Source organism: Nonomuraea sp. NPDC049152, from assembly GCF_040648355.1.
Classification (GTDB): Bacteria; Actinomycetota; Actinomycetes; order Streptosporangiales; family Streptosporangiaceae; genus Nonomuraea.
Window position 1 is genome coordinate 260,205 of record NZ_JBEZDO010000006.1, and the last position, 20,141, is coordinate 280,345.

The following is a 20,141-nucleotide window of genomic DNA, read 5'->3' on the forward strand; positions in this document are numbered from 1 at the left end:
CGATCTGGCACAACCACAAGACCGGTGCACCGATCACTCGGCCATTAACAGCCTACGACCACTGATCACTTCGGAACTACTCGTCTAACCAATAAATGATCTCCTGGAATATGGTGCGACGTTCTGGGATATGGTGCGACGTTCGATGCTCATGGGGCGGAAATTGAGCTGGAGGGAAGTTGAGCTTTCAATTTAATGCTGTGACAAGTACGCACGCAGCACGTTCGCCTTTGTCTCCGGCGGTGATCGGCCCCTCCGGGGCGGTCGACTACCGTCGATTGTTTGGTCAGGCGGAAAGGTTCTCTGCGGATCTGATCGCGGCTGGCGTGGAACCAGGTTCCCTGGTGGCCGTGGATTCTCCGAGGGATCTCGGGGCGGTCGTGGCCGCACTCGCCGTCTGGCGCTCGGACGCGGCTTACATCATGCTGGATCCGGAGCATCCAGATGAGTGGCGTGCGCGCGTGGCGGAGAGGTCCGGTGCCTCGCATTACGTCGCCGTTTCCGCCACTCAAGGCCATGACGGGACCGCCAAGTGGAATGCGGAAATCAGGATTCTCAGTACGGCCCAGCGCGCCCCTGATCCACGGCATGCGTACACGATTATGACGTCTGGTTCCGCAGGACAGCAGAAAGGCGTCGTCGTCCGCCGGGACAATGTCGATTGGCTTCTGCACTCGGCGACCGAAGAGCTGGGGCTGACCGGTGAAGACGTCTTCACCTGCGTGCATTCCCTGGCATTCGACTTCTCCGTCTGGGAGATATATGCGCCGCTCTTCCTCGGGGGGCGCGTCGTGCTCGTCGACCGCGAGTCGGTCCGATCCCCGCACCGGCTCAGCGAGGTACTGCGCCAGCACGGTGTCACGGTCCTGTCGGCCACGCCCCAGCTGTTCTACGCACTATTGGAACACTGGCGCGAGAACGGCGTGCCCCCGACACTGCACACCGTCGTGCTGGGCGGCGACCGGCTCGATCCGGCGCGGATACCGTGGGAGCTGCTGAGCGACCCGCCCTCGCTCCGGGTGGCGAACCTCTACGGGATCACCGAGACGACCGTCCATGTGACCTGCGGTCTGATCGGACCCGAAAGCGTCAAGGGGCCGCCGGGAGGCATCCTCGCCCCCGGCACGGCCAGTCCGATCGGCTGGGCGCTGCCCGGCGCGCGGGTCTCCCTGCGCGACTCCTCCGGCAGGCAGGTGCCCGTCGGAGAGCTCGGCGAGATCTGGGTCGGCGGCGACGGTGTCGCCGACGGGTACCTGGGCGATCCCCGCCGCACCGCCCGCGTGTTCGTCCCGGATCCGGAGGGCCGCGGTGCGCGTGCCTATCGCAGCGGAGACCTTGCGCGGCTGGGCGGGGACGGCATCCTCTACTACGAGGGGCGTATCGACAACGAGATCAAGGTGCGCGGCCACCGGGTGGCACCCCAGCAGTTGGAGAGCCTGCTGCGCCGCTACCCCGGTGTCCGGGACGCGGCCGTCGGGCTGCTTGACGGCGGGTCGGGAGGTTCCCTCACCGCCGTGATCGTGGCGCCGGAGCCCTTCGACGAGGCAAAGCTTTTCGACTATCTGCGTGACGCGGTGCCGCCGTATCTGATGCCGTCACGTATCCTCCGCCGCCTATCCCTGCCGATCACCACGAACGGCAAACTGGACAGGTCCCAGCTCTTCTTCGGACACGAAGCCGGGCAGTCCGGGGAATTGGCGGCCGGGAGTCCCGTGGAAAGCGTCGTGGCGGATTGCTGGACCGCGGTGCTGGGGCACCGGGAGTTCGGGCTCGACACGACTTTCTTCGAATGCGGCGGCGACTCGTTGCTCGGCATCCGGGTCATCTCACGTATCAAGAAGGCGACCGGGCGTAGCGTTCCAGTGGAGTATCTCTTCGAGGGCGGTACTGTCCGAGGTATGGCCCAACTGATTGGAGAAACGCATGAATGAGACGAAAGTGAACCGGGAAACCGAGAACGCGCCACGCCGTCAGGTTGTGGTGAACGACGAGGAGCAGTACTCGATCTGGCCGGAGGATTCCACGCCGCCGTCCGGATGGCGTCCGGCGGGATTCTTGGGAACCGAGAATGAGGCGCTGGACTACATCGAGCGCGTCTGGACGGATATGCGCCCGAAAAGCGTGCGCGAGGCACTCGCGGCGGCTTCGGAGGGATTCAGCATAACGGAGGCGAAGACCGAAACATGACCTCGGGTCAGCAGTCGACGGGTCCCGCTCCCAAATTCGACGCCTTTTCTAACACGCCTTATGACGAGGTCATCAGGTTTTCTCGGGCCCTATCGGCTCTCCTGCCGCCCGAGGAAAACCCCAACGAGGACTTCGTCCTCTTCCAATCGATCCACCTGATGACCGAATTCTCGTGGTACACCATGCACTATGAGTTCGGCTGGGCCACCACACACCTGGCCGACGGCGCGTACACCGACGCAGCCCGCCTGGTGCGCCGCGCGGCACGAATGCAAGAGGTCTCGACGGGCCTGCTGGCGACCCTGCATGACGAGTTCGACCAGGTGCGGTTCCTGCGGCTGCGGGAACTGCTGCCGAACGGCGGCAGCGGCCTGGACTCGGCCGGCATGAAGAACATGTGGCCAGCCGCGCAGCGCCTGTGGTCGGCGTTCGAACGGGCCCTGGACGAGCACGGGTGCACGCTGCTGGAGGCCATGACGGGCAGGCCGGAGACCGAGAGCACGTCGAAGGCCGAAGGCCCGTTGCGGGATCTGGGCGAGGTCGGTCAAGCACTATTCAAGCTCGACGACAGCGTCATCGCCTGGCAGCAGGCCCACCAGAGGCTGGTATGGGGGCGTCTCGGCGGTCACCCGGTGACCCGACGGGGCCTGAGCACCGCGGACGCGCGCCGGGACATGCCCAAGAGCCTCACCGGCCGTCCCGTGGATCTGCTCGACGGCTTCGTACGCCGCGTGCTCTTCCCGAAACTCTGGCACGCCACCGACCAGATCTGCGCGCAGTCCCCGCAGCTGCCAAGCGCCGCGTGCCCAGTCCACGAGGAGACACCATGACCCACGACCGAAACCCCGTGCAGGTGGAGGAGTACACCGATACTGCCGAGGACCGCGTCGCATATGGGCGACTCAGCGAGCGCAGGCTCCCCGGCTGGCCGGTGATGCACCGCAGCCCCAAGCAGGTTGGCGCGTTCGCCTTCTGGGCAGTGCGGCGCGACGGCGAGCTGCTCGGGTACGCGGACTGCGGCGAGTTCCCCGGCGTCGACGACCGTGACGCTTTCCACGTGTGGATCGTGGCCGACCCGGACACCTCCGAGCGGGGCATCGGCACCGCGCTGCTGAAGGCCTGCCGCGAATTCGCTCGCAAGCACGATCGGTCGGTGCTGGTGACCAGTATCGACCAGGAGGACGCGCCCGCCAACGTGTGGATGGTCAACCGCGGCTTCGAGGTGCACGGCGAGTCCATCCGCTACGAGCTCTCCACCGACTGGCCCGAGCTGCTCGGCCACGACCTGACCTTTACCGATGCTGCGGACGCCGACGAGGCCACCCGACGGCGGATCCTGAACATGGCTTTGCTCACGCACAACCGACACGTCTTCCCCGGCGGCGGTGCCTGGCAGGAGACCATGGAGGAGGTCGAGGAGGCATTCTTCGAGCCCGAACAGTGCCGGGTGACTGTCGGCTGGCGGGGGGGCGAGCCTGTCGCCTGGGCGGCGTGGCAGCGCGACGGCCAGAAGGTCCTCGTCCGGGAGACCTGCGTCCTGATGAGCGACGAGTACGACCAGGCCCAGACGCTGACCGAGGTCGCCCGCTCGAGCGGCGCCGAGATCATGGAGATCGTCGCGTCCCCGCAGACCCACCCCCTGGTGACCGCCGTGATCCGTGCCCGAGACCCACGGGTGCTCGCTGTTCGCCGGACCTGGCGGGGCGGCATGACCGACCGGGAGCCGCGCGTATGAGTACTCCGTTACGCAGCACCGCTCCCCTGGTTGTCGCTGTGGAAGGCGGCAAGGGCCTCGACGAGTGGCTCGAGGCCCACCCGCACTGGGACGAGGGCCTGATCCGGCATGGCGTCATCATTTTCCGGAACGCCGGAGTGGAGGACGTCGACAGGTTCGACAGGGCCGTCTCCCGGCTCGTCGTGCCGAGCGACGAGTTCGACGAGGAGACCTCGCCGCGTACGGCGCTGAGTGAGCGGGCCTTCACTTCGACCGAGTACCCGGCGGCCTATCCCATCCAGTTCCACAACGAGTTCTCCTACCGACAGGCTCGCCCGGAGATCCTGGTGTTCGCGTGCCTGGAGGTCCCGGAGAGCGGAGGCAGCACGCCGGTCGCCGACGGGCGCGCGATGCTCGAGGCTCTGCCCCCGGAGATCGTCGAACGCTTCGAAGACGGCGTGCGCTACAGCCGCAACTTCGTCGGCCTCGGCGTCCCGTGGGAAAAGGCTTTCGGGACTCAGTCGCGCGAGGACGTCGAGCGGTACTGCGACACCCACGGTGTCCAGGCCGAGTGGAGCGAACACGGCCTCCACACGCTGCAGCGACGCTCCGCCATAGCCGTGCACCCGGTCAGCGGGGAACGCAGCTGGTGCAACCACATCCTGAATTTCAACGTCCGCGGCGTCGAGCCGCCGGCCGTACGCAAAGCGCTCCTGACCACCGCTTCGGCGAGGCGACCGACGGACTCGTTCCACGCGGACGGCACCGAGATCGCGGCCGAGGTGATCGAGACGATCCGCGCCGCTTATGAATCGGTCGCCTACCGGCACCCCTGGCGCCGCGGTGACCTGATGGTCGTCGACAACATATTGGCAGCACACGCCCGCGACGCGTTCACCGGCACACGGCGCGTGGTCGTGGGGATGGGATCACGGGGGAAACAATGACACCGCACGAAGCGCGGGTCAGCCAGTCGCGGCCTGCCAGGGACGACGAGGTCGAGGTCTGGCTCGCGTCGGAGCAGGAGCCGGCCTCGACGCGCTACCACATCCCGCTCGCCTTCCGCACGACGTCGGCTGCCTCGCCCGAGTGGGTACGCGAGAGCGTCGCCCGCCTCCAGGCCAGGCACCGGCGGCTGCGCAGCCGGTTCGTCGTACGCGACGGGCACTTGACCCGGGAGGTACTCGATCGAGCCCCGGCCGCGTTCGTCGTCGAACACGTCCACGCCGACTATGACGTCGACGACGCCACAGCGTGGGCGACCACTGCGGCCGCGCGCCTGATGGACCTGACGCAGGCTCCTCTGATCCGGGTGAACGTCCGGTGCTACCGGGACAGCACCGTGTTTGTGGTGACGATGCATCACATCATCGCAGACGGATGGTCGGTGGACCTCCTACCGCGCGAGCTGCTCGACGGCGGGCGAGAGGACGCCGCAGAGGCGGCGGAGGCCGTGGACGACGCCGCGGGGCAGGACGTCCAGGGACAGGCCGAGGACGACATCGCGTACTGGACCGACCTGTTGGCCGATCAGTCGCCGAGCATCGTGCCGATGAACGACCTCACCGCCCAGTCCGTCGCAGGGGAACCGGGTTTCGTCCGACGCTCGCTCGACGTGGACCTGCTGCATACCCTGTGCAAGGACCCGGCGCTGCGGCCCGCCTCGACTGCTGTGATCCTGCTGGCGGTGTGGACCTCTCTGCTGCACCTGTGGTCGGGCACCGCCGAAGGGCTCTCGGGACTGACGTTCAGTGGCCGACTCGGCGAGGAGTCGCATGAGCACGTCGGGCTGATGGCGCGACTGCTGCCAGTAAAGACCACCGCGGGCCCCCACACCCCGTTCACCGAGGTCGTGGCCGCCCTGCGGAGGCAAGTGGTCCAGTCGATGATCCACTCGCAGGTCCCCGCCGCGACGGTACGCAGGCTGCTGCGCTTGCAGAGCTCTTCGGGGCAGTTGGGGGCCGCCTTCAACTACACTCTCGCCGGCCCGGGGAGGGTGCTGACGGAGCAGGGAATCGCACTGGAACTCCTCGACGTCCCCCTCGCAACAGGCAAGAACGCCGTGGGCCTTTTCGTCACGGACAGCACCGAGGACGTCAGGATCCAGATCGACTACGACACCGACCTCTACACCTCGCGCACCGCCGACCTCCTGATCGACCAGTTCTGCGCCGCGGTCCGCCAGCTCGCGGAGCGCAGGGATGCGACCGGGCTGACCGTGGCCGAGCTGCTGCCGCCCTACGATCACGTCCCGGCGACCGTGTCCGCAGCCGAGGACGAGCGGTGGACCTCGGGCGTCGAGTCCCCCGTGGACTTCATCCGGCGGCACGCGCTCGAACACCCCGACGCGACGGCGGCCGTCCACGGGCACGAGTCCGTGACCTACGGGGAGCTGTATGCCCGCGCCTCCTTCCTCGCCCATGCCCTGCGGGCCGACGGGGTGAAGGACGGCGAACTCGTCGCCGTCATGCTGCCGCGGGGAATCCACGCCCTCACCACGCTCGTCGGAGTCGTGGCGGCCGGCTGCGCCTATCTGCCGCTCGACCCGCAGTACCCGGTGGCGCAGATACGCGCGATCCTCGCCGACTCCGGGGTGACGCGTGTCGTGGTCGACGCCGCGTCCGACATACCCGAGGCAACATCCGAGGTCCGGGTACTGCGCGTCGAGGAACTCGAGAGCGGCTCGTACGCCGATCGTGGACCCGCGCACTATCCCCACCCAAGCGGTGAACTGGCGCTGTTCCACTGCATATACACCTCGGGCTCCACCGGCCGGCCCAAGGGCGTGATGCTGGACCGCCGCGGCTTCATGCGGCTCCTGCACCACGACGGCTTCCTCCCGGTGGGGCGGCACGACGCCATGGCCCACCTTTCGCCGCTGAACTTCGACGCCAGCACATTCGAGATCTGGGCAGGCCTGACCCAGGGCGCGAAGCTCGTGATCCTCGACAAGGAGGACCTGCTCGACCCTGAGGTTATGGCCGCCACGATCCGCCTCACCGGGATCACCGTCGCGATCATGACGAACCCTCTGTTCAACCACCTCGTCGAGCACTCCCCGTCCGCGCTCTCCGCCATGCGCTGGATCTACATAGGCGGGGAGGCGGTCTCCCCGGAACACGTCCGCAAGGCGCTGGCCTGGACCGCCCCGGGTGTGATCACGCACAGCTACGGGCCGGCGGAGAACTCCTTCACCACGCACTGCCGCCCGATTCTGCAGATCCCGGCCAGGACACGCACGATCCCCCTGGGCCTGGAGGTGCCGCACACCCACGCGTACGTCGTCTACGAGAACACTCTGATCCCGACCCCGCAGGGTGTTCCCGGAGAGCTGCTGGTCGGTGGGCCGGGCATCGCCTGGGGCTACCTCGGCGACCCGGTACGCACAGCCCTGAAGTTCGTGCCCGACCCGTTCGGTGATATGCCCTCCGCCCGGCTTTACCGGTCCGGGGATCGTGTCCGTTGGGACGCCTCCGGGGAGATCGAGTTCATCGGCAGACTGGACAACCAGGTCAAGATCCGCGGGAACCGCGTCGAGCTGTCCGGGATCGAATCGACCCTGCGCGCGGCGCCGGGCATCACGCAGGCCTGCGTGCTCTACACCACCGACGCGGGCAGCGGGAAGGAGCTGCTCGCCTTCGTCGTGCCGAAGCAACCTGGCCGGATCGACGAGGCCCGCCGGTACCTCGAAGCCCAGCTTCCAGCGTTCGCCCAGCCGCGCCGGTGGATCGAGCTAGACCGCCTGCCCCGCAAGCAGAACAACAAGATCGACCAGCAGGCGTTGATCGACCTGGCCCGCAGGCAGCGAGTCGAGGCGACCGGCGGCGCCGCCCACACGGCGGCCCCCGAGACCGTCGCCGCCGACCGGCGGGAGGAGACGGCCGCCACGGCCGCCACGGACGCCGAGCGCGTGCGCGCTGAGATTGCCGCCGCGTGGGTGAATGTCCTCGGCCACGAGGACGTCACCGAACGCAACTTCTTCGACGCAGGGGGCGATTCGCTGCTGCTGTTCCGGCTGAGCGAGGTCATCCGGCAGCGGTTGGGTCGAACCCTGCCCGTCGTCGAACTGCTGCGTCACACCACCGTCGCTGCCCAGACACTCCGCCTGGCCGGTAGGGCCCCCCACTCCGAGGTCCCGAGGCTATGCGGTGGGGAAGGGACGGCCGCGGCCGTCGCGGCGCCCGCCTTCTCCGCCGGGACGGCGGCGCCGATGGCCATCGCCATCGTGGGCATGGCGTGCCGCACGCCGGGGGCCGCCGACGTCACGGAGTTCTGGGACCTGCTCCTCTCGGGCCGCAGCGCCATGGTCGGCCCACGGCACGACTTCATCCGCCCCCTGGGAGACGGTCGACTGTTCGTGCAACGGTGGGGCGCTGTCGAGGGCGGGGCCTACCACTACGATCCCGCCGGGTTCGGCATGCGTCCGGACGACGCCGCCGTGCTCGACCCGCAGCATGGCCTGTTCCTCGAGTGCGTGCGATCGGCCGTGGAGGACGCCGGATACCGGTTGTCTGACATCGCTGGCAGCACAAGCCTGGTGGCCGGAAGTGCACGGCGCGCCCGGCCTCTGGCCGCTGCTGCGGGCGCGGGCGGCGGGGAGTCGTTCCTCGCCGAGCTGTCCGACTCCGGCGCCTACCTGGCCACCAGGGCCGCCTACCAGTTCGGTCTGCGCGGCGGGGCAATGATGGTGGACACAGCGTGCTCCACCTCCCTCGTCGCCGTCAACCTGGCCTGCGAATCGCTGCGGCGAGGCGAGGCGCGCTTCGCGCTCGCGGGAGGGGTGTCCGTCGAGGCGCCCGCGAACAACGGCTACGTCTACGAACCGGGTCTGATCTACTCGCCGACCGGCGTCTGCCGACCGCACGACCGGCGGGCCGATGGCACGATCGGCGGAGATGGGGTCGGCGTGGTCCTGCTACGGCCCTTGGAAGACGCCCTAGCGGCCGGCGACCCCGTCTACGCGGTGATCCGCGGATCCGCCGTCAATAACGATGGCGACGGCAAGGTGGGCTACACCGCGCCAGGGTACGAAGGTCAGGTCGACGTGATCACGAAGGCGCTGGCCACGGCGCGGGTCGACGGCGCAGACATCAGATACGTGGAGACCCACGGCACCGGAACCCGACTGGGCGACGGCGTCGAGGCGGCAGCCTTGGCGGCCGCGCTGGGATCCGCCCGCCGCGGCGCCTGCACCCTCGGCGCGGTGAAGGCCAATATCGGGCACCTCAACACGGCCTCCGGCGTAATCGGCCTCATCAAGACCGCGCTGACACTGCACCACCGGATCCTGCCCGCCACACCCCACGTCGCGGAACCCATCGAAGAACTCTCACAGGGGGAACGTCCGTTGTCTTTGAGCGTCACCACGACAGCGTTGGAGCCCGCCTCCGGCCCGGTGCTGGCTGGGGTCAGCTCCTTCGGTATCGGCGGCACGAACGCGCACGCCGTGCTGGAGTCGGCGTGAGCTCGGCACGTGGGGAAGCCGGCGAGCGCCCTCGCCTCATCACCGTGTCGGCGCCGTCCACGGAGCTGCTGGCCCGGCACGCCGAACGACTGGCCCAGTACCTAGCGTCGCACCGCCTGCCGTTCGCCGAGGTCGCCTCGACACTACAACGGCGTTCGGCGCACGCCGTCCGCTTCAGCGCCGTCGTGCACGACGGCGCTGAACTGGTCGACCGACTGCGCGCCGTCGCGACCGGCGAAGCGGCCCAGGCCCCCGTAGTCGGGGACCGGCCGCGGCTAGTGTTCGCCTTCACCGGGCAGGGCAGCCAGTACGCTGGCATGGGCGCCGCGCTGTTGGACGAGCCGGTGTTCGCGGCCTGGTTCGAGCAGGCCCAGGAGATCCTGTCCGAGTTCGACGTCGACCTCGAGGCCATCGTGCGCGGCGCGCAACCACCGGCCGCCATGTCGTCCACCCGCACGGCCGCGCCCGCCATCCACACGGTCTCCGTGGGCATCCTCGCCGTGTTGGAGAGCTGGGGCGTGAAGCCGCACAGCGTGCTCGGGCACAGCCTGGGGGAGTACGCGGCGGCCGTCGCCGCCGGCGTCCTCGAACCCGTCGAATCGCTCCGGCTCGTCGCGGAGCGCTCCCGGCTCATGGACGAGCTGGCGCAGCCGGGCGCCATGGCGGCGGTCCGGCTCGGTATGCAGGACGCGGCGCTGCTGCTCGCGGAATTCCCCGCCCTCGACCTCGCCGCGGTCAACTCCCCGCACGACGTCGTATTCAGCGGTCCCCCCGAGGAGGTCGAAAGGCTCCTCGGCGAGATCCGGGGCCAGCACCGGGCCAGTCGGCTGAACGTCGGGCAGGCCTTCCACAGCAGGATGATGACCCAGGCCGCCGCGGGCTTCGCGAAGGTGACGGCCCCACTCGGGTTGCGCCCGCCCGCCCTTCCCTTCCTACGCTGCGAGCCCGACGGGACCCAACTCGACGAGCTTGCGCCGGTCGCCCCGGACTACTGGGTGCGCCAGATGACGGGCACTGTCCGGTACGACAGGCTGGTCGGGCGTCTCGCGGCGGTCGGCGACGGCGGCGTCCTCATCGTGGAGGTGGGTCCGCAGCCGATGGTGACCCGCTACCACCAGGCGGCTGGCCTGGATGGGCGGTGGACGCTGGACCGGGCGGGCGCGGCCAATACCGCGCTCCTCGCAGCCCTCGGGCAGCTGTGGTCCGCCGGTGCCGTGGACGTCTTCACCCCGACCGGCCAGGCACCGCGCCTGCATCTGCCGGCAACCCCGCTCTCCGGCCCGGACGGCGGCCGACAGGTCGCGGCGTTCGGAGAGTCGGCGTCCACGGTCGGGGCGGCGGCGACCGGATCCGCGCCCGCCGCGCCGGTGGGCTCCCCTGCTGTGCCGCCGGTTCCGCCATCGGCCGCAGGCGGGTCCCGCGAACTACTCGAACAGATCTGGACCTCTACCGTCGGCGACCGCCCCGTCCCCGACAAGGGGATCATCAGCAGCGGCGCCGACTCGCTCACGCTCCTCCGGATGCGGCAAAGGATGGCCGCCCATTGGGCTTCCGTCCCGACCGTCGAAGACCTCTTCGGTGATCCCACCATCGACGAACTCGAACAGATGCTGGCCGGGCCGCGTGCCGGTGACACTCCGGCAGGCGAGCTGCCGCTCGACGCCGCACGCGGCGCGGACGAGTTCCCCGTGAGTCGGATGCAGTCCGCGCTGCTGACCGCCCGCGCCCTTGGTGAACCGCAGGAGAACGTGGTCATCGACGCTGAGGTGGGCTCCGTGTTGGATGCCTCCCGCCTCTGTGAGGCCTTCGACGCAGTCCAGGAACAGGTGGAGGTGCTGCGCACCCGCTTCACCATCGGCCAGAACGGCTGGCGGGCCACCGTGGCCGACCGGCCGCAGACGCACCTGCGGCTGGTTCGGGCCGGGGCCAACCTGGACGCTACGGCATTGCACGAACTGGCCGCCTTGAGCGAGCCCCTGCCGCCCGAGGCTCCGCTGACCGCCTGCGCCGTGATCGGCGACAATCGGACGCGACTGCTGATTGCCTGCCACCATGCGGTCGCGGATGCCCGGAGCATGGGGCTGCTGCTGCAGCGCTGGGCCGCCGTGTACAGTTCCGAAGCCGATGCGCCGGAAGCCGCGCCCGATTGCCGCCACCGTGCGCTCGTCGAGGTCGGCATGCTGGAGCTGCCCGCCACCGTCGGCCACGCGTCACGACCTGAGTCCGTGCGCCGCGTTGGGTTCGACCGTGGGCCGGAGGCTTCCGGCCCACCGCGCGAGGTGACCCGCCGACTCGACTCCGCCACCACGCAGCGTTTGCGCGCCTTGTGCGCGACTGAGCAGTCGACTTTGCCGATGGTCGCGCTCACCGCGCTCGCTGCCACCTTGCGCGTCTACGACCCGGACCGCGACGTGGTGGTCGGCATGCCGGTGGACATCCGGTACGCCCTGCAGGAGCCCGAGGCGTGCGGGCCGCTTATCGACGTCGTCGTGCTGAGCTGGCCCAACCGGCCGGGTGAGTCGTTCCTCGATCTGCTGGCGGTAACCCGCGCGGAGACAGTGCGGGCGCTCACCACAGCGGGAACCTGCGCGGAACGCCCCGAGCAAGGCTTCGACGTGATGTTTAGCGTGCCGGAGACGGGTGCGCCTGGAGACTTCTGCGGCCACCGGCTGACGCTGCGCGAGATTTCTGTTACCCAGGCCAAGTTCCCGCTCACTGTGGCGCTGCTGCACGACGCGGATGGGATCACGCTCGGGTTCGAATACGACTCGGGGCGGGTGCCGCCCGCCGTGGCCGAGGCCATCGCGGACTGCGTGCTGCGCTGTCTGACGGCCGCCGCGCACGACCCCTCCTGCCCGATCACGGCGGTCGGCATACCTCTTGACGCGGAGACCGCCGCCCCGGCCGAGCCGGCGCAGGCCCCCGCACTGGCCCCAATGCTCAGCACTCTGCTCGCCGGCCTCGCCGCGAGGGGGGCCGAGCCCGTCCTGCGCGTCGGCACCGACAGGAAGGTCGGCGGCCGGTACCTGGCGGACCGGATCACCCGGCTCGCGACGGCTATGGGCGCCCGAGGGGTTGGCCCAGGTTCGCTGGTCGCGTTGCTGCTGCCGGCCGACGCGGATGTCGTCGTCGCGATGTTGGCCGTGCTAGCAGCGGGGGCGGCGTACCTGCCGCTGGACCCCTCCGCGCCTCGTGAGCGCAACCGCGCTGTCTTGAGCGCCGCTCGGCCCGACCTCATCATCGCCTTGCCGGGCGACCAGGAGGCATCCGCCTGTACGGTGGACAGCCTGGTGGACGAGGGCGAGGCGGCGGCAGCCGCCGATCTCCCCGTCCTCGCCCCTGACGGAGCATTGGCTTACGTCATCTCTACCTCGGGGACGACCGGAACACCCAAGGACGTTGCCATACCGCGGGCGGCGCTGGCGAGTTACCTCGACTGGGCCCTGGACGCGTACGCCGCGGATGGTCCGATCAAGAGCGCGCTGGTGTCCTCGCTGTCCGTGGACCTGTCGGTAACCTCAGTGTTCCTACCGCTACTCAGTGGTGGCGAACTGTGGTTGCCGGGGGCTGGCAGGATGGACGACGCGGTGCTGCGCGCCGCTGCCGCTGCCGACGCCACGGCTCGTGGCCTGCTCAAGGCCACCCCGTCGCACCTCGAGTTCCTAGTGCGCGCCGGCGGCGGGTCGCTGCCGTGGGAGCGTCTGGTCGTCGGAGGCGAACCGCTGCGTGGTTCGCTGGTGGAGGACCTGCGTTCGCGTAGGCCGGAAGTGCGGATCATCAACGAGTACGGCCCGACCGAGGCGACCGTCGGTTGCGTCGTCTACGACGTGCCGGCCGGGGCCGACCACGACGCCCACCCGAACGACGATCAAGTGCCTATTGGGCAGCCGATTCGCGGCTGCATCGTGCGCGTGCTCGACGAAGGGGGCCATGCCGTCCCATTGGGCGCAGTCGGTGAGCTTTACCTCGGCGGCGCCGGTCTCGCCTGGGGCTATCGCGACAACCCACGTGCCACCGCCACCGCTTTCGTCCCCGACCCGCTGGGCTCGGGCACCCGGCTCTACCGCACTGGCGATCTCGTGCGCTGGGACGGCGAACGCCTGCGGTTCCTCGGCAGGGCCACCACCGGACAGGTCAAGGTCCGCGGCCACCGTATTGAACTCGGTGAGGTCACCGCCGCGCTGCGACGGCTCCCTGGAGTGAGCGCGGCACACGTCGTGGCCGAACGCTCCATTGACGGGTCCACGCGGCTGACGGCCCAGGTGGTCGGGACACTGCCACAGGATGCGAAGTCCCGCCTTGCCACATGGCTGCCGGGGCCTGCGATTCCGGCCACGATCAGTGTCGTGGACTCGCTGCCGATCGCCCTCGGCGGCAAGCGGGGTGCGCTCTCGGCGCAACCCGAGCCCGTGTCGGGGCACGCCCGAGCCGGGGCTCCCGGGGACGTGCTCGGCGGTGATCCCACCGGATCGGCGTTCGCCGGCGAGGACGAGCGTGCCGTCGCGGGCGTCTGGTCGCAGGTCCTCGAGCAGGCCGTGGAGCAGCCGGAAGACGACTTCTTTGCCTTGGGCGGGAACTCGCTGACCGTACTCATGGCGATGGCCGACTTGCGCGAACGCTTCCCCCGAGTCGAGGCGCAGGACTTCTACACCCATCCCACGGTCGCGCAGCTCGCGGCGCACCTGACGAAGGCCGCTTCACAGGACGTTCCTTCCCCGGGCGGCGCAGCCGAGGAGCGGCCGTCGGCACAGTTCGCCGTCACCGGAGCTACCGGTCTTCTTGGCGCACGCGTGGTGGCGCGTCTGCTGGCGGACGGCCGCACCGTGCTCGCTCTTGCCCGGCCGCTCGCTGGGGCCGATGCCGAGGAGCGGGTCCACCGGGCGCTGCGGGAGGCTGGCGCAGACGAGGAGACGTTCGGTCGCCTGCACGTGGTCGGGCTCGACCTGTCCGATCCGGCCGCGCAGCCGCCCGTGGGTCAATGCGCGACGGGCGGCGTGCTGATCCACACGGCCGCCGACATCCGGCACTTCGGCGATCCCGGGGATTTTCAGCGGATCAACGTCGACGGGACCCGCAAGGTGGCGGGCTGGGCACTGCGCGATGGATTGGCCCTGCTCCACGTCAGCTCCAGCGGGCTGGCCGACCTCGAAGAACTTCGCGAATCCGAGCGCGAACCCTACCTGGCGAGCCCCTACGTGCGGTCCAAGTGGCAGGCCGAGCACGTGGTGCAGGGGCACGCCGAGCGTGACCAGCTACGGTGCCGGATCGTACGGGTCGGCTCACTCGTCGGTGACAGCCACACCGGCAGGTTCCCGCAGGACCCCGGTCGCAACCGGATCTACCGGGTCCTGAAGGCGATCCTGGTTGCGGGCGCCGCTCCCAGTACCCACCAGTGGGGTCTGGACCTGCTCCCGGCCGACGTGGCCGCCGAGGCGGTGGCCGCCCTGGCCGCCGCACCCATGTCGGAAGGGGTCGACATGGTGCACGTCGTCAACCCCGTGCCTCTGTCCTTCGCCGAACTCGCCGTGCAGCTGCGGGACTGCGGGTACGACGTCGCGGACAGCGACGTAGACACCATCATCTCCCGGCTGCGCCAGGACGCCTGGCCGAGCGCGAAGGAGGCCGAGGCGACCCTGGCCGCCTGGTTCGGGGAACCCGACGCCAAGCAGTCAGATCCTGACCTGACCCGCCTGATCGAGCTGCTGCCCGGGATGCGTGTGCCGCTTCCCGACCGCCGTCTGCTCGCCGTCCTGGTCGAAGAGATGGTCCGCACCGGTTTTCTGCCCGCGCCGGACGCCGCTCCGATCCCGGCCGACGCGTGAGCCGACGCCACGACCACTCTCACCGCTCCCAACGACACACAGGGGAATCCATGACCATCACCAGCGTCAACCAGCCGCCGCTCGACCTCGACGCAGTTTTCCCGGCCTTCCACTGGCACGTCTACGACGTCGGCACCAGCCTGCCCGTCGGCTGGATCCGGCAGCTGCTGGAGGTGAGCGAGCGGCGCGCCGTCGCGCGTGACTTCAAGCCCACCATGTCCACCGCCCGCGAGGAGCAAGGCACGATTATCCCGATCGAGGCCGTCGACGGCGACGTCTTAGCCGCGGAGGTCCCCTGGCTGCGGCAGCTGTACTACGGCGCGTTCCAGAAGCTGGGTCAGAGCCTGGTGAGCGACGAGGTGCAGCCGTCGGCGGACCTGAAGGTCGCGCTCAGCCTCAACGTCCAGCGCGGCAACGGCGTCCGCTACCCCTGCCACGTCGACAGCAACCCGGTCGAGGGCCTCCTCTACCTCACCGACTGCACCGAGCAGACGGGCGGTGCGCTGGCCGTGGCGCGCAACGCGGGCGCGAGCACGAAGGAGGAGGTCGACGCGGACTGCGCGCTGATCTACCCGAGGGCCGGCCAGCTGCTGTTCTTCGACGCCCGGCGCAACCCGCACTACGTGCGTCCGCTGCACAACCCGAACGGTGTTCGGGCGGTCGTGACGATGAACTACTACTCGGACGCTTGCCCGGAGTCGATGCGGCCGGTCGGTCTCGATGATCAGCTGTTCGTCACCGAAACCCCGGCTGACCTTGCCGATTGAGCCCGCCGGGCATCAGCTCTCCTGACGCTCGGCGGCGTGGACGGTGCCTACCGCAGTGAATCCAGCCCGCTCGTAGACCCGGACGACATCGTCGTCCTGTGCCGAGAGCACGACCCTCTCAACGCCCGCGTCGTGGGCATGTTGTGCGAGCCGTGCGGTCAACGCGGCGGCGATGCCCCCGCGGCGGGCACTTGGCAGGGTAGCCACCGCGAGCACCTCGGCCACCGATCCCATCGGCTGGTACGAACCGGCGGCCACCACGCCCTCCTGCGCGGTCTCGGCGACCACGGTGTTTGTCAGGCCGCTGCTAGCCCGGTACCGCAGGTGTTCAGTCATCTCGGGGGAGATCCGGGACAGCGCCGCGTCCCGCTCGGCCGCACCGGGCTCGCCGACGGCCGTGCCACCGAAGCCGAACGACACCTCGGCGACGGCGCGGCCGACTAGCAGCGCGTCGTCGTCGGGCCCCGCCACGCGGAAGGTGACGCCGGGTATCACTTGGGCACGCACCTGTTCGGCCGTGGCGACCATCAGCGTGTGGCTCTCGCAGGACAGTCCGTACGCCTCCGCCAGTTTCCGCAGTTCGGGCCGGGTCTCATGCACCCACTCGAGGGAGAGGTCCACTCCGTGCTTCTGGCAAGCGGCGGCCACAAGGTCCAGGTCCGTGCTCTCGATGGGACGGTCGCCGTTGAGCGAGGGGCGCGCGTAGTAGCCCCAGGGAGTGCGGCTGACGAAGAGCGTGAAGGCCCCGGCCTCCACAGCATCGGCGTCCGGGCGCGGCGCCGCGTCGAAGTAGCGGTCGACCAGGGCGATCAGGCCGCTCATCGGCTGTGCACCACCGGTATTGGGTTCCGAGAAATCTGAGGAATTTAATGTCACGGCGACCGTTATATCGCATCCACTGACGCGTCATCCAGTGAGCGAGCCAATTCCGGAGCCACTGCGAAGCGGCCCTAGCGGAAATCAAAAAGTCTCGAAAGTGCCTGATAATACCCTACCGAGCTGGAGAGGTGTTCTATGAACGGGGTTTCCGGTTCTTCCGGAATGTCGGCGGGAAATCCGACGGAAAACGGAGAAGCTTGCCGCGGGGACGCTGGCATGATTCCCTTTGCCCCCCAGCAGGAACAGCTCTACGTCGGGGAGTTGGTAAGTCCGGGCACGGGCAGGAACACCGTCCCCCTGTGCGTTACGATCGGCGGCCCGCTCGAGCTCGCGGCGCTCGAGCGCGCGGTACGCCAGGCAGCCGCTCGTCAGCCCATGTTGCGTGCCCGCGTCGGCTCCGATGAGGAGGGTGAGGCGGCATTCACGCTGGATGAGTCCGCATCGCCTCTCCAGGTCCAAGCGCATGCGCCGGACGAAGGCGTCATCGAGTTCTGCCGACGCCCTTTCGACAACCTCGACGACCCGCTGGTGCGCCTGTGGTGGTGGCCGATCGACGGGCACCGCTCCCAGCTCTTGGTCATCGCGCATCACCTGGTCATGGACGGCACGAGCGGCCCAGTGCTGGTCGACGAGTTGGCGGCTGCGTACGCCGCCGAGACCGGTGGTGCGGTTCCGGCCCCGGGTGCGGTTGGTGATCTGCGTACATACGCGGCGCGAAGGTCACAGGACGCACTGCGAAGTGAGCGCGATGCCGGGGACGACTTCTGGGCCAAGGCACTTGAGGACCTGCCAAACGGGCAGATACTCGCCCGGCTCGCGGACACCTCCATCGGCGGCGACGGCGTAGTTGTCCGCTCCCTCGACGTCACCGCGGCGTCCGCGCTGCGCCGCGTCGCCCGCGCGCACCGCGCCGGGCTGCCAGTTCTCTTCGGCGCGGCGCTGGCCGGCCAGCTCGCGCAGGACCGGGGACGTGGCGAGGTGGTCGTCGGGATCGCCATGGACCACCGGCCGCCGGGTTATGAGCACACCGTCGGCATGTTCGTCGACGTCCTTCCGCTGAGGATCCAGGTGTCCGATCACTCGCCCGCCGCGTTCGATGACCTGCTCTGGAAGGTGCGCGACGGCTTGCTCGATCTGCTGGACTACGGTGGTACGCCCTCCGCGCGTATCTTCCGCCTGCTGCGCCTGCGCAAGCCAATCGAGGTCTCGTTGTCGGTGCGCTCGTCCTGGAACGGGTCGCGTGCGGTAGGGAACACCACGTGGAGCGTCGAGGAGCTCAGGCTGCCCGAGTCGCCGTACCCGTGCACGGTGGATGTGACGCGGGAGCCTGACGGGACGATCACCGTCGCCGTCTACCACCAGGGGCCACACCTGGACGCCGAAGAAGCCTCCGCCCTCGCCGACGGCCTGCTAGGCCGGTTGCTTGAGTGCGTCGACGCTCGGGACGGGGCGGTCTGATGAAAGGCTCCACCTGGCTGGGTCCACGCACACAGGCGATGGACGGCGCGACGGCGCGCCTGGTCGCGGTGCCGTGCGCAGGGGCCTCCCATGCCTTCTACTCCTCATGGGTGCGGGACGCACCGTCCTGCCTGGAGGTGCGGCCCGTGCGCATGCCCGGACGCGGCGGCCCCCGTGTGGAACTGGCGGGCGTCCGGGAGTTCGGCGAGGCGATCGCCCAGGAGATCACGGACGAGGATGACCCCCGTCCCGTGGCGGTGTTCGGCCACAGCTTTGGCGGCCTGGTCGCCTACGAGACGGCCCGTTGCCTGAGACAGCGGGCAGGCCACCCCCCTGCTCTGCTGGTGATATCCGGGGTGGCGGCCGCGCCCCCGGCCGACGGCGGCCTCGACGCGGGCCAGGCGAGCGACGCCGAGCTCCTCGCCTACCTTCGCGATATGGGTGGGACCCCGAAGGAGATCCTCGCGGACCCCGACTTCACCGACTTCCTTCTCGCCCAGCTGCGCCGCGACCTGGCCCTCTTTCGAGGAGCCCGTCATACCGACCTGATTCGGCTTGGCATCCCGATCTGGGCGGTCGCGGGCTCGCAGGACGCGGCGGCGGACGCGCCTGCGATGCGCGCGTGGCTCTCCTTCGGGTCCGATCGCAGCAGCGTGATCTCCTACCCGGGCGGCCACTTCGCCATCAACGCGTCCGAAGCCCGGCGCGACCTGTTGGCCCGGATCACCGAAACAGTGCTCACGTCGACTACCGCCTCTCACATCCCCCGCTGACCTTCGCGGACAGCGCCCCTTACCCCAACTCGAACCGAAGCGTCACCGGCGCACTGCAGGAGGTACTCCCGTGTCCGTCCTCGTCCTCTCCGAAGCCCACGTACGCGAAGTGCTGACTCCGGACGTTTGCCGCGCGGCAATGTGCGAGGCCCTGATCGCGCTCACCGAGGGTCGGTGTGAGCAGTCGGCCCAGCGTCCCGTCCTGGCCCCCGAGGGGGCCGCTGGATTGTTGGGGCTGATGCCCTCCTACGCCTCCGGGCCCGATCCGCTCTACGGGCTCAAGGCGGTCTGCCTGTTCCGAGCAACACCGCCCAGGGCCTGGACTCCCACCAAGGAGCTGTGCTGCTCTTCAGTGGCCGCACAGGCGAGGCCCTTGCGTTACTCAACGCCTCCGCCATTACGGAGCTGCGCAGCCCGGCGGTCAGCGCGATCGCCACCGATGTCTTGGCCCGACCGGACGCGACGCAGTTGGCGGTGCTGGGCGCGGGTGTCCAAGGAGCAGCCCATGTCCGAGCACTGGCACACATCCGTCCTTTCCGGCGGATTACGGTGACGGCACGAGATCAGGAACGCTGCGCGGCAGTCTGCGCGCGCCTCGAGAAGGAGCTCGAGCTGCCCATCGAGCCCTGCGCCGACGCGCAGAAGGCGGTGGAAGATGCCGATGTGGTGGTCACCGCCACCACATCGACGGTCCCGGTGCTGGAGCGCTCCTGGATCCGACCGGGGACGCACGTCAACGCCATCGGCTCGGCCGTTCCGTCCACCCGTGAGGTCGACACGGCCACCATGGTCGCCGCCACCGTGTTCGTCGACCACGCCGAGGCCTTCCTCACTGAGACGGGCGATTACCTTTTCGCTGCCGCCGAAAAGGCAATCGGCCCGGAGCACCTGCGCGGCACCCTGGGCAAGATCCTCACGGGCGTGCTCCCAGGCCGCACCAGCGAGCAGGAGATCACACTGTTCGACTCGGTCGGGTTGGCGGTGGAGGACCTCTTCGCGGCCCGCCGCGTCTACTCAGTCGCGGCGGAGCGGGGCCTCGGTACCCGGGTGGACTACTGAAAGCGAAGCCAGCCCGCA

The 20,141-nt window shown here is 69.3% G+C and carries 12 protein-coding genes; 11 read left to right on the forward strand and 1 reads right to left on the reverse strand.

Features of this window, described 5'->3' with window-relative positions:
* Positions 1 to 200: 200 nt before the first annotated feature.
* Genes AB0B45_RS14470 through AB0B45_RS14505 form a run of 8 tightly spaced genes read left to right on the forward strand, consistent with a single transcriptional unit; the run spans position 201 to position 15,954 of the window.
* A complete protein-coding gene (locus tag AB0B45_RS14470) occupies positions 201 to 1,931 on the forward strand; it encodes a non-ribosomal peptide synthetase (RefSeq protein WP_358130283.1) in 1,731 nt (576 codons plus the stop codon).
* Positions 1,924 to 2,187, forward strand: coding sequence for an MbtH family NRPS accessory protein (locus AB0B45_RS14475; protein WP_358130030.1), 264 nt, complete (start codon positions 1,924 to 1,926; stop codon positions 2,185 to 2,187). The genes AB0B45_RS14470 and AB0B45_RS14475 overlap by 8 nt, the downstream gene beginning before the upstream one ends.
* Positions 2,184 to 3,017 carry a hypothetical protein gene (locus AB0B45_RS14480; protein WP_358130033.1) on the forward strand — a complete coding sequence of 278 codons (834 nt, stop codon included), beginning with the start codon at positions 2,184 to 2,186 and terminating at the stop codon, positions 3,015 to 3,017. The genes AB0B45_RS14475 and AB0B45_RS14480 overlap by 4 nt, the downstream gene beginning before the upstream one ends.
* Entirely contained in the window at positions 3,014 to 3,922 is a 909-nt protein-coding gene (locus AB0B45_RS14485) for a GNAT family N-acetyltransferase (RefSeq protein ID WP_358130036.1), read from the forward strand. The genes AB0B45_RS14480 and AB0B45_RS14485 overlap by 4 nt, the downstream gene beginning before the upstream one ends.
* Positions 3,919 to 4,848, forward strand: coding sequence for a TauD/TfdA family dioxygenase (locus tag AB0B45_RS14490; protein ID WP_358130039.1), 930 nt, complete (start codon positions 3,919 to 3,921; stop codon positions 4,846 to 4,848). Before AB0B45_RS14485 ends, AB0B45_RS14490 begins: the two co-directional genes overlap by 4 nt.
* The gene (locus AB0B45_RS14495) at positions 4,845 to 9,365 is read left to right on the forward strand and encodes an amino acid adenylation domain-containing protein (RefSeq protein WP_358130042.1); all 4,521 of its coding nucleotides are present in this window, start codon (positions 4,845 to 4,847) and stop codon (positions 9,363 to 9,365) included. Before AB0B45_RS14490 ends, AB0B45_RS14495 begins: the two co-directional genes overlap by 4 nt.
* On the forward strand, positions 9,362 to 15,187 hold the full coding sequence (locus AB0B45_RS14500) for an amino acid adenylation domain-containing protein (protein ID WP_358130045.1): 5,826 nt from the start codon (positions 9,362 to 9,364) through the stop codon (positions 15,185 to 15,187). The genes AB0B45_RS14495 and AB0B45_RS14500 overlap by 4 nt, the downstream gene beginning before the upstream one ends.
* Before the next feature lie 50 nt (positions 15,188 to 15,237).
* Positions 15,238 to 15,954, forward strand: coding sequence for a 2OG-Fe(II) oxygenase (locus AB0B45_RS14505; protein ID WP_358130048.1), 717 nt, complete (start codon positions 15,238 to 15,240; stop codon positions 15,952 to 15,954).
* A gap of 12 nt (positions 15,955 to 15,966) precedes the next feature.
* Here AB0B45_RS14505 and AB0B45_RS14510 read toward each other — a convergent pair whose 3' ends face one another.
* The gene (locus AB0B45_RS14510; RefSeq protein ID WP_358130051.1) at positions 15,967 to 16,776 is read right to left on the reverse strand and encodes a GNAT family N-acetyltransferase; all 810 of its coding nucleotides are present in this window, start codon (positions 16,774 to 16,776) and stop codon (positions 15,967 to 15,969) included.
* 273 nt (positions 16,777 to 17,049) lie between these two features.
* Between AB0B45_RS14510 and AB0B45_RS14515 the strand changes: the two genes are divergently transcribed.
* The 3 genes from AB0B45_RS14515 (at position 17,050) to AB0B45_RS14525 (ending at position 20,123) form a co-directional block, all read left to right on the forward strand.
* The gene (locus AB0B45_RS14515; protein WP_358130054.1) at positions 17,050 to 18,291 is read left to right on the forward strand and encodes a condensation domain-containing protein; all 1,242 of its coding nucleotides are present in this window, start codon (positions 17,050 to 17,052) and stop codon (positions 18,289 to 18,291) included.
* Positions 18,291 to 19,064 (forward strand): alpha/beta fold hydrolase, encoded by a 774-nt coding sequence (locus tag AB0B45_RS14520; protein ID WP_358130057.1) that lies wholly within the window; start codon positions 18,291 to 18,293, stop codon positions 19,062 to 19,064. Before AB0B45_RS14515 ends, AB0B45_RS14520 begins: the two co-directional genes overlap by 1 nt.
* Positions 19,065 to 19,352: 288 nt before the next feature.
* Positions 19,353 to 20,123 (forward strand): ornithine cyclodeaminase family protein, encoded by a 771-nt coding sequence (locus tag AB0B45_RS14525; RefSeq protein WP_358130286.1) that lies wholly within the window; start codon positions 19,353 to 19,355, stop codon positions 20,121 to 20,123.
* Positions 20,124 to 20,141 lie beyond the last annotated feature (18 nt).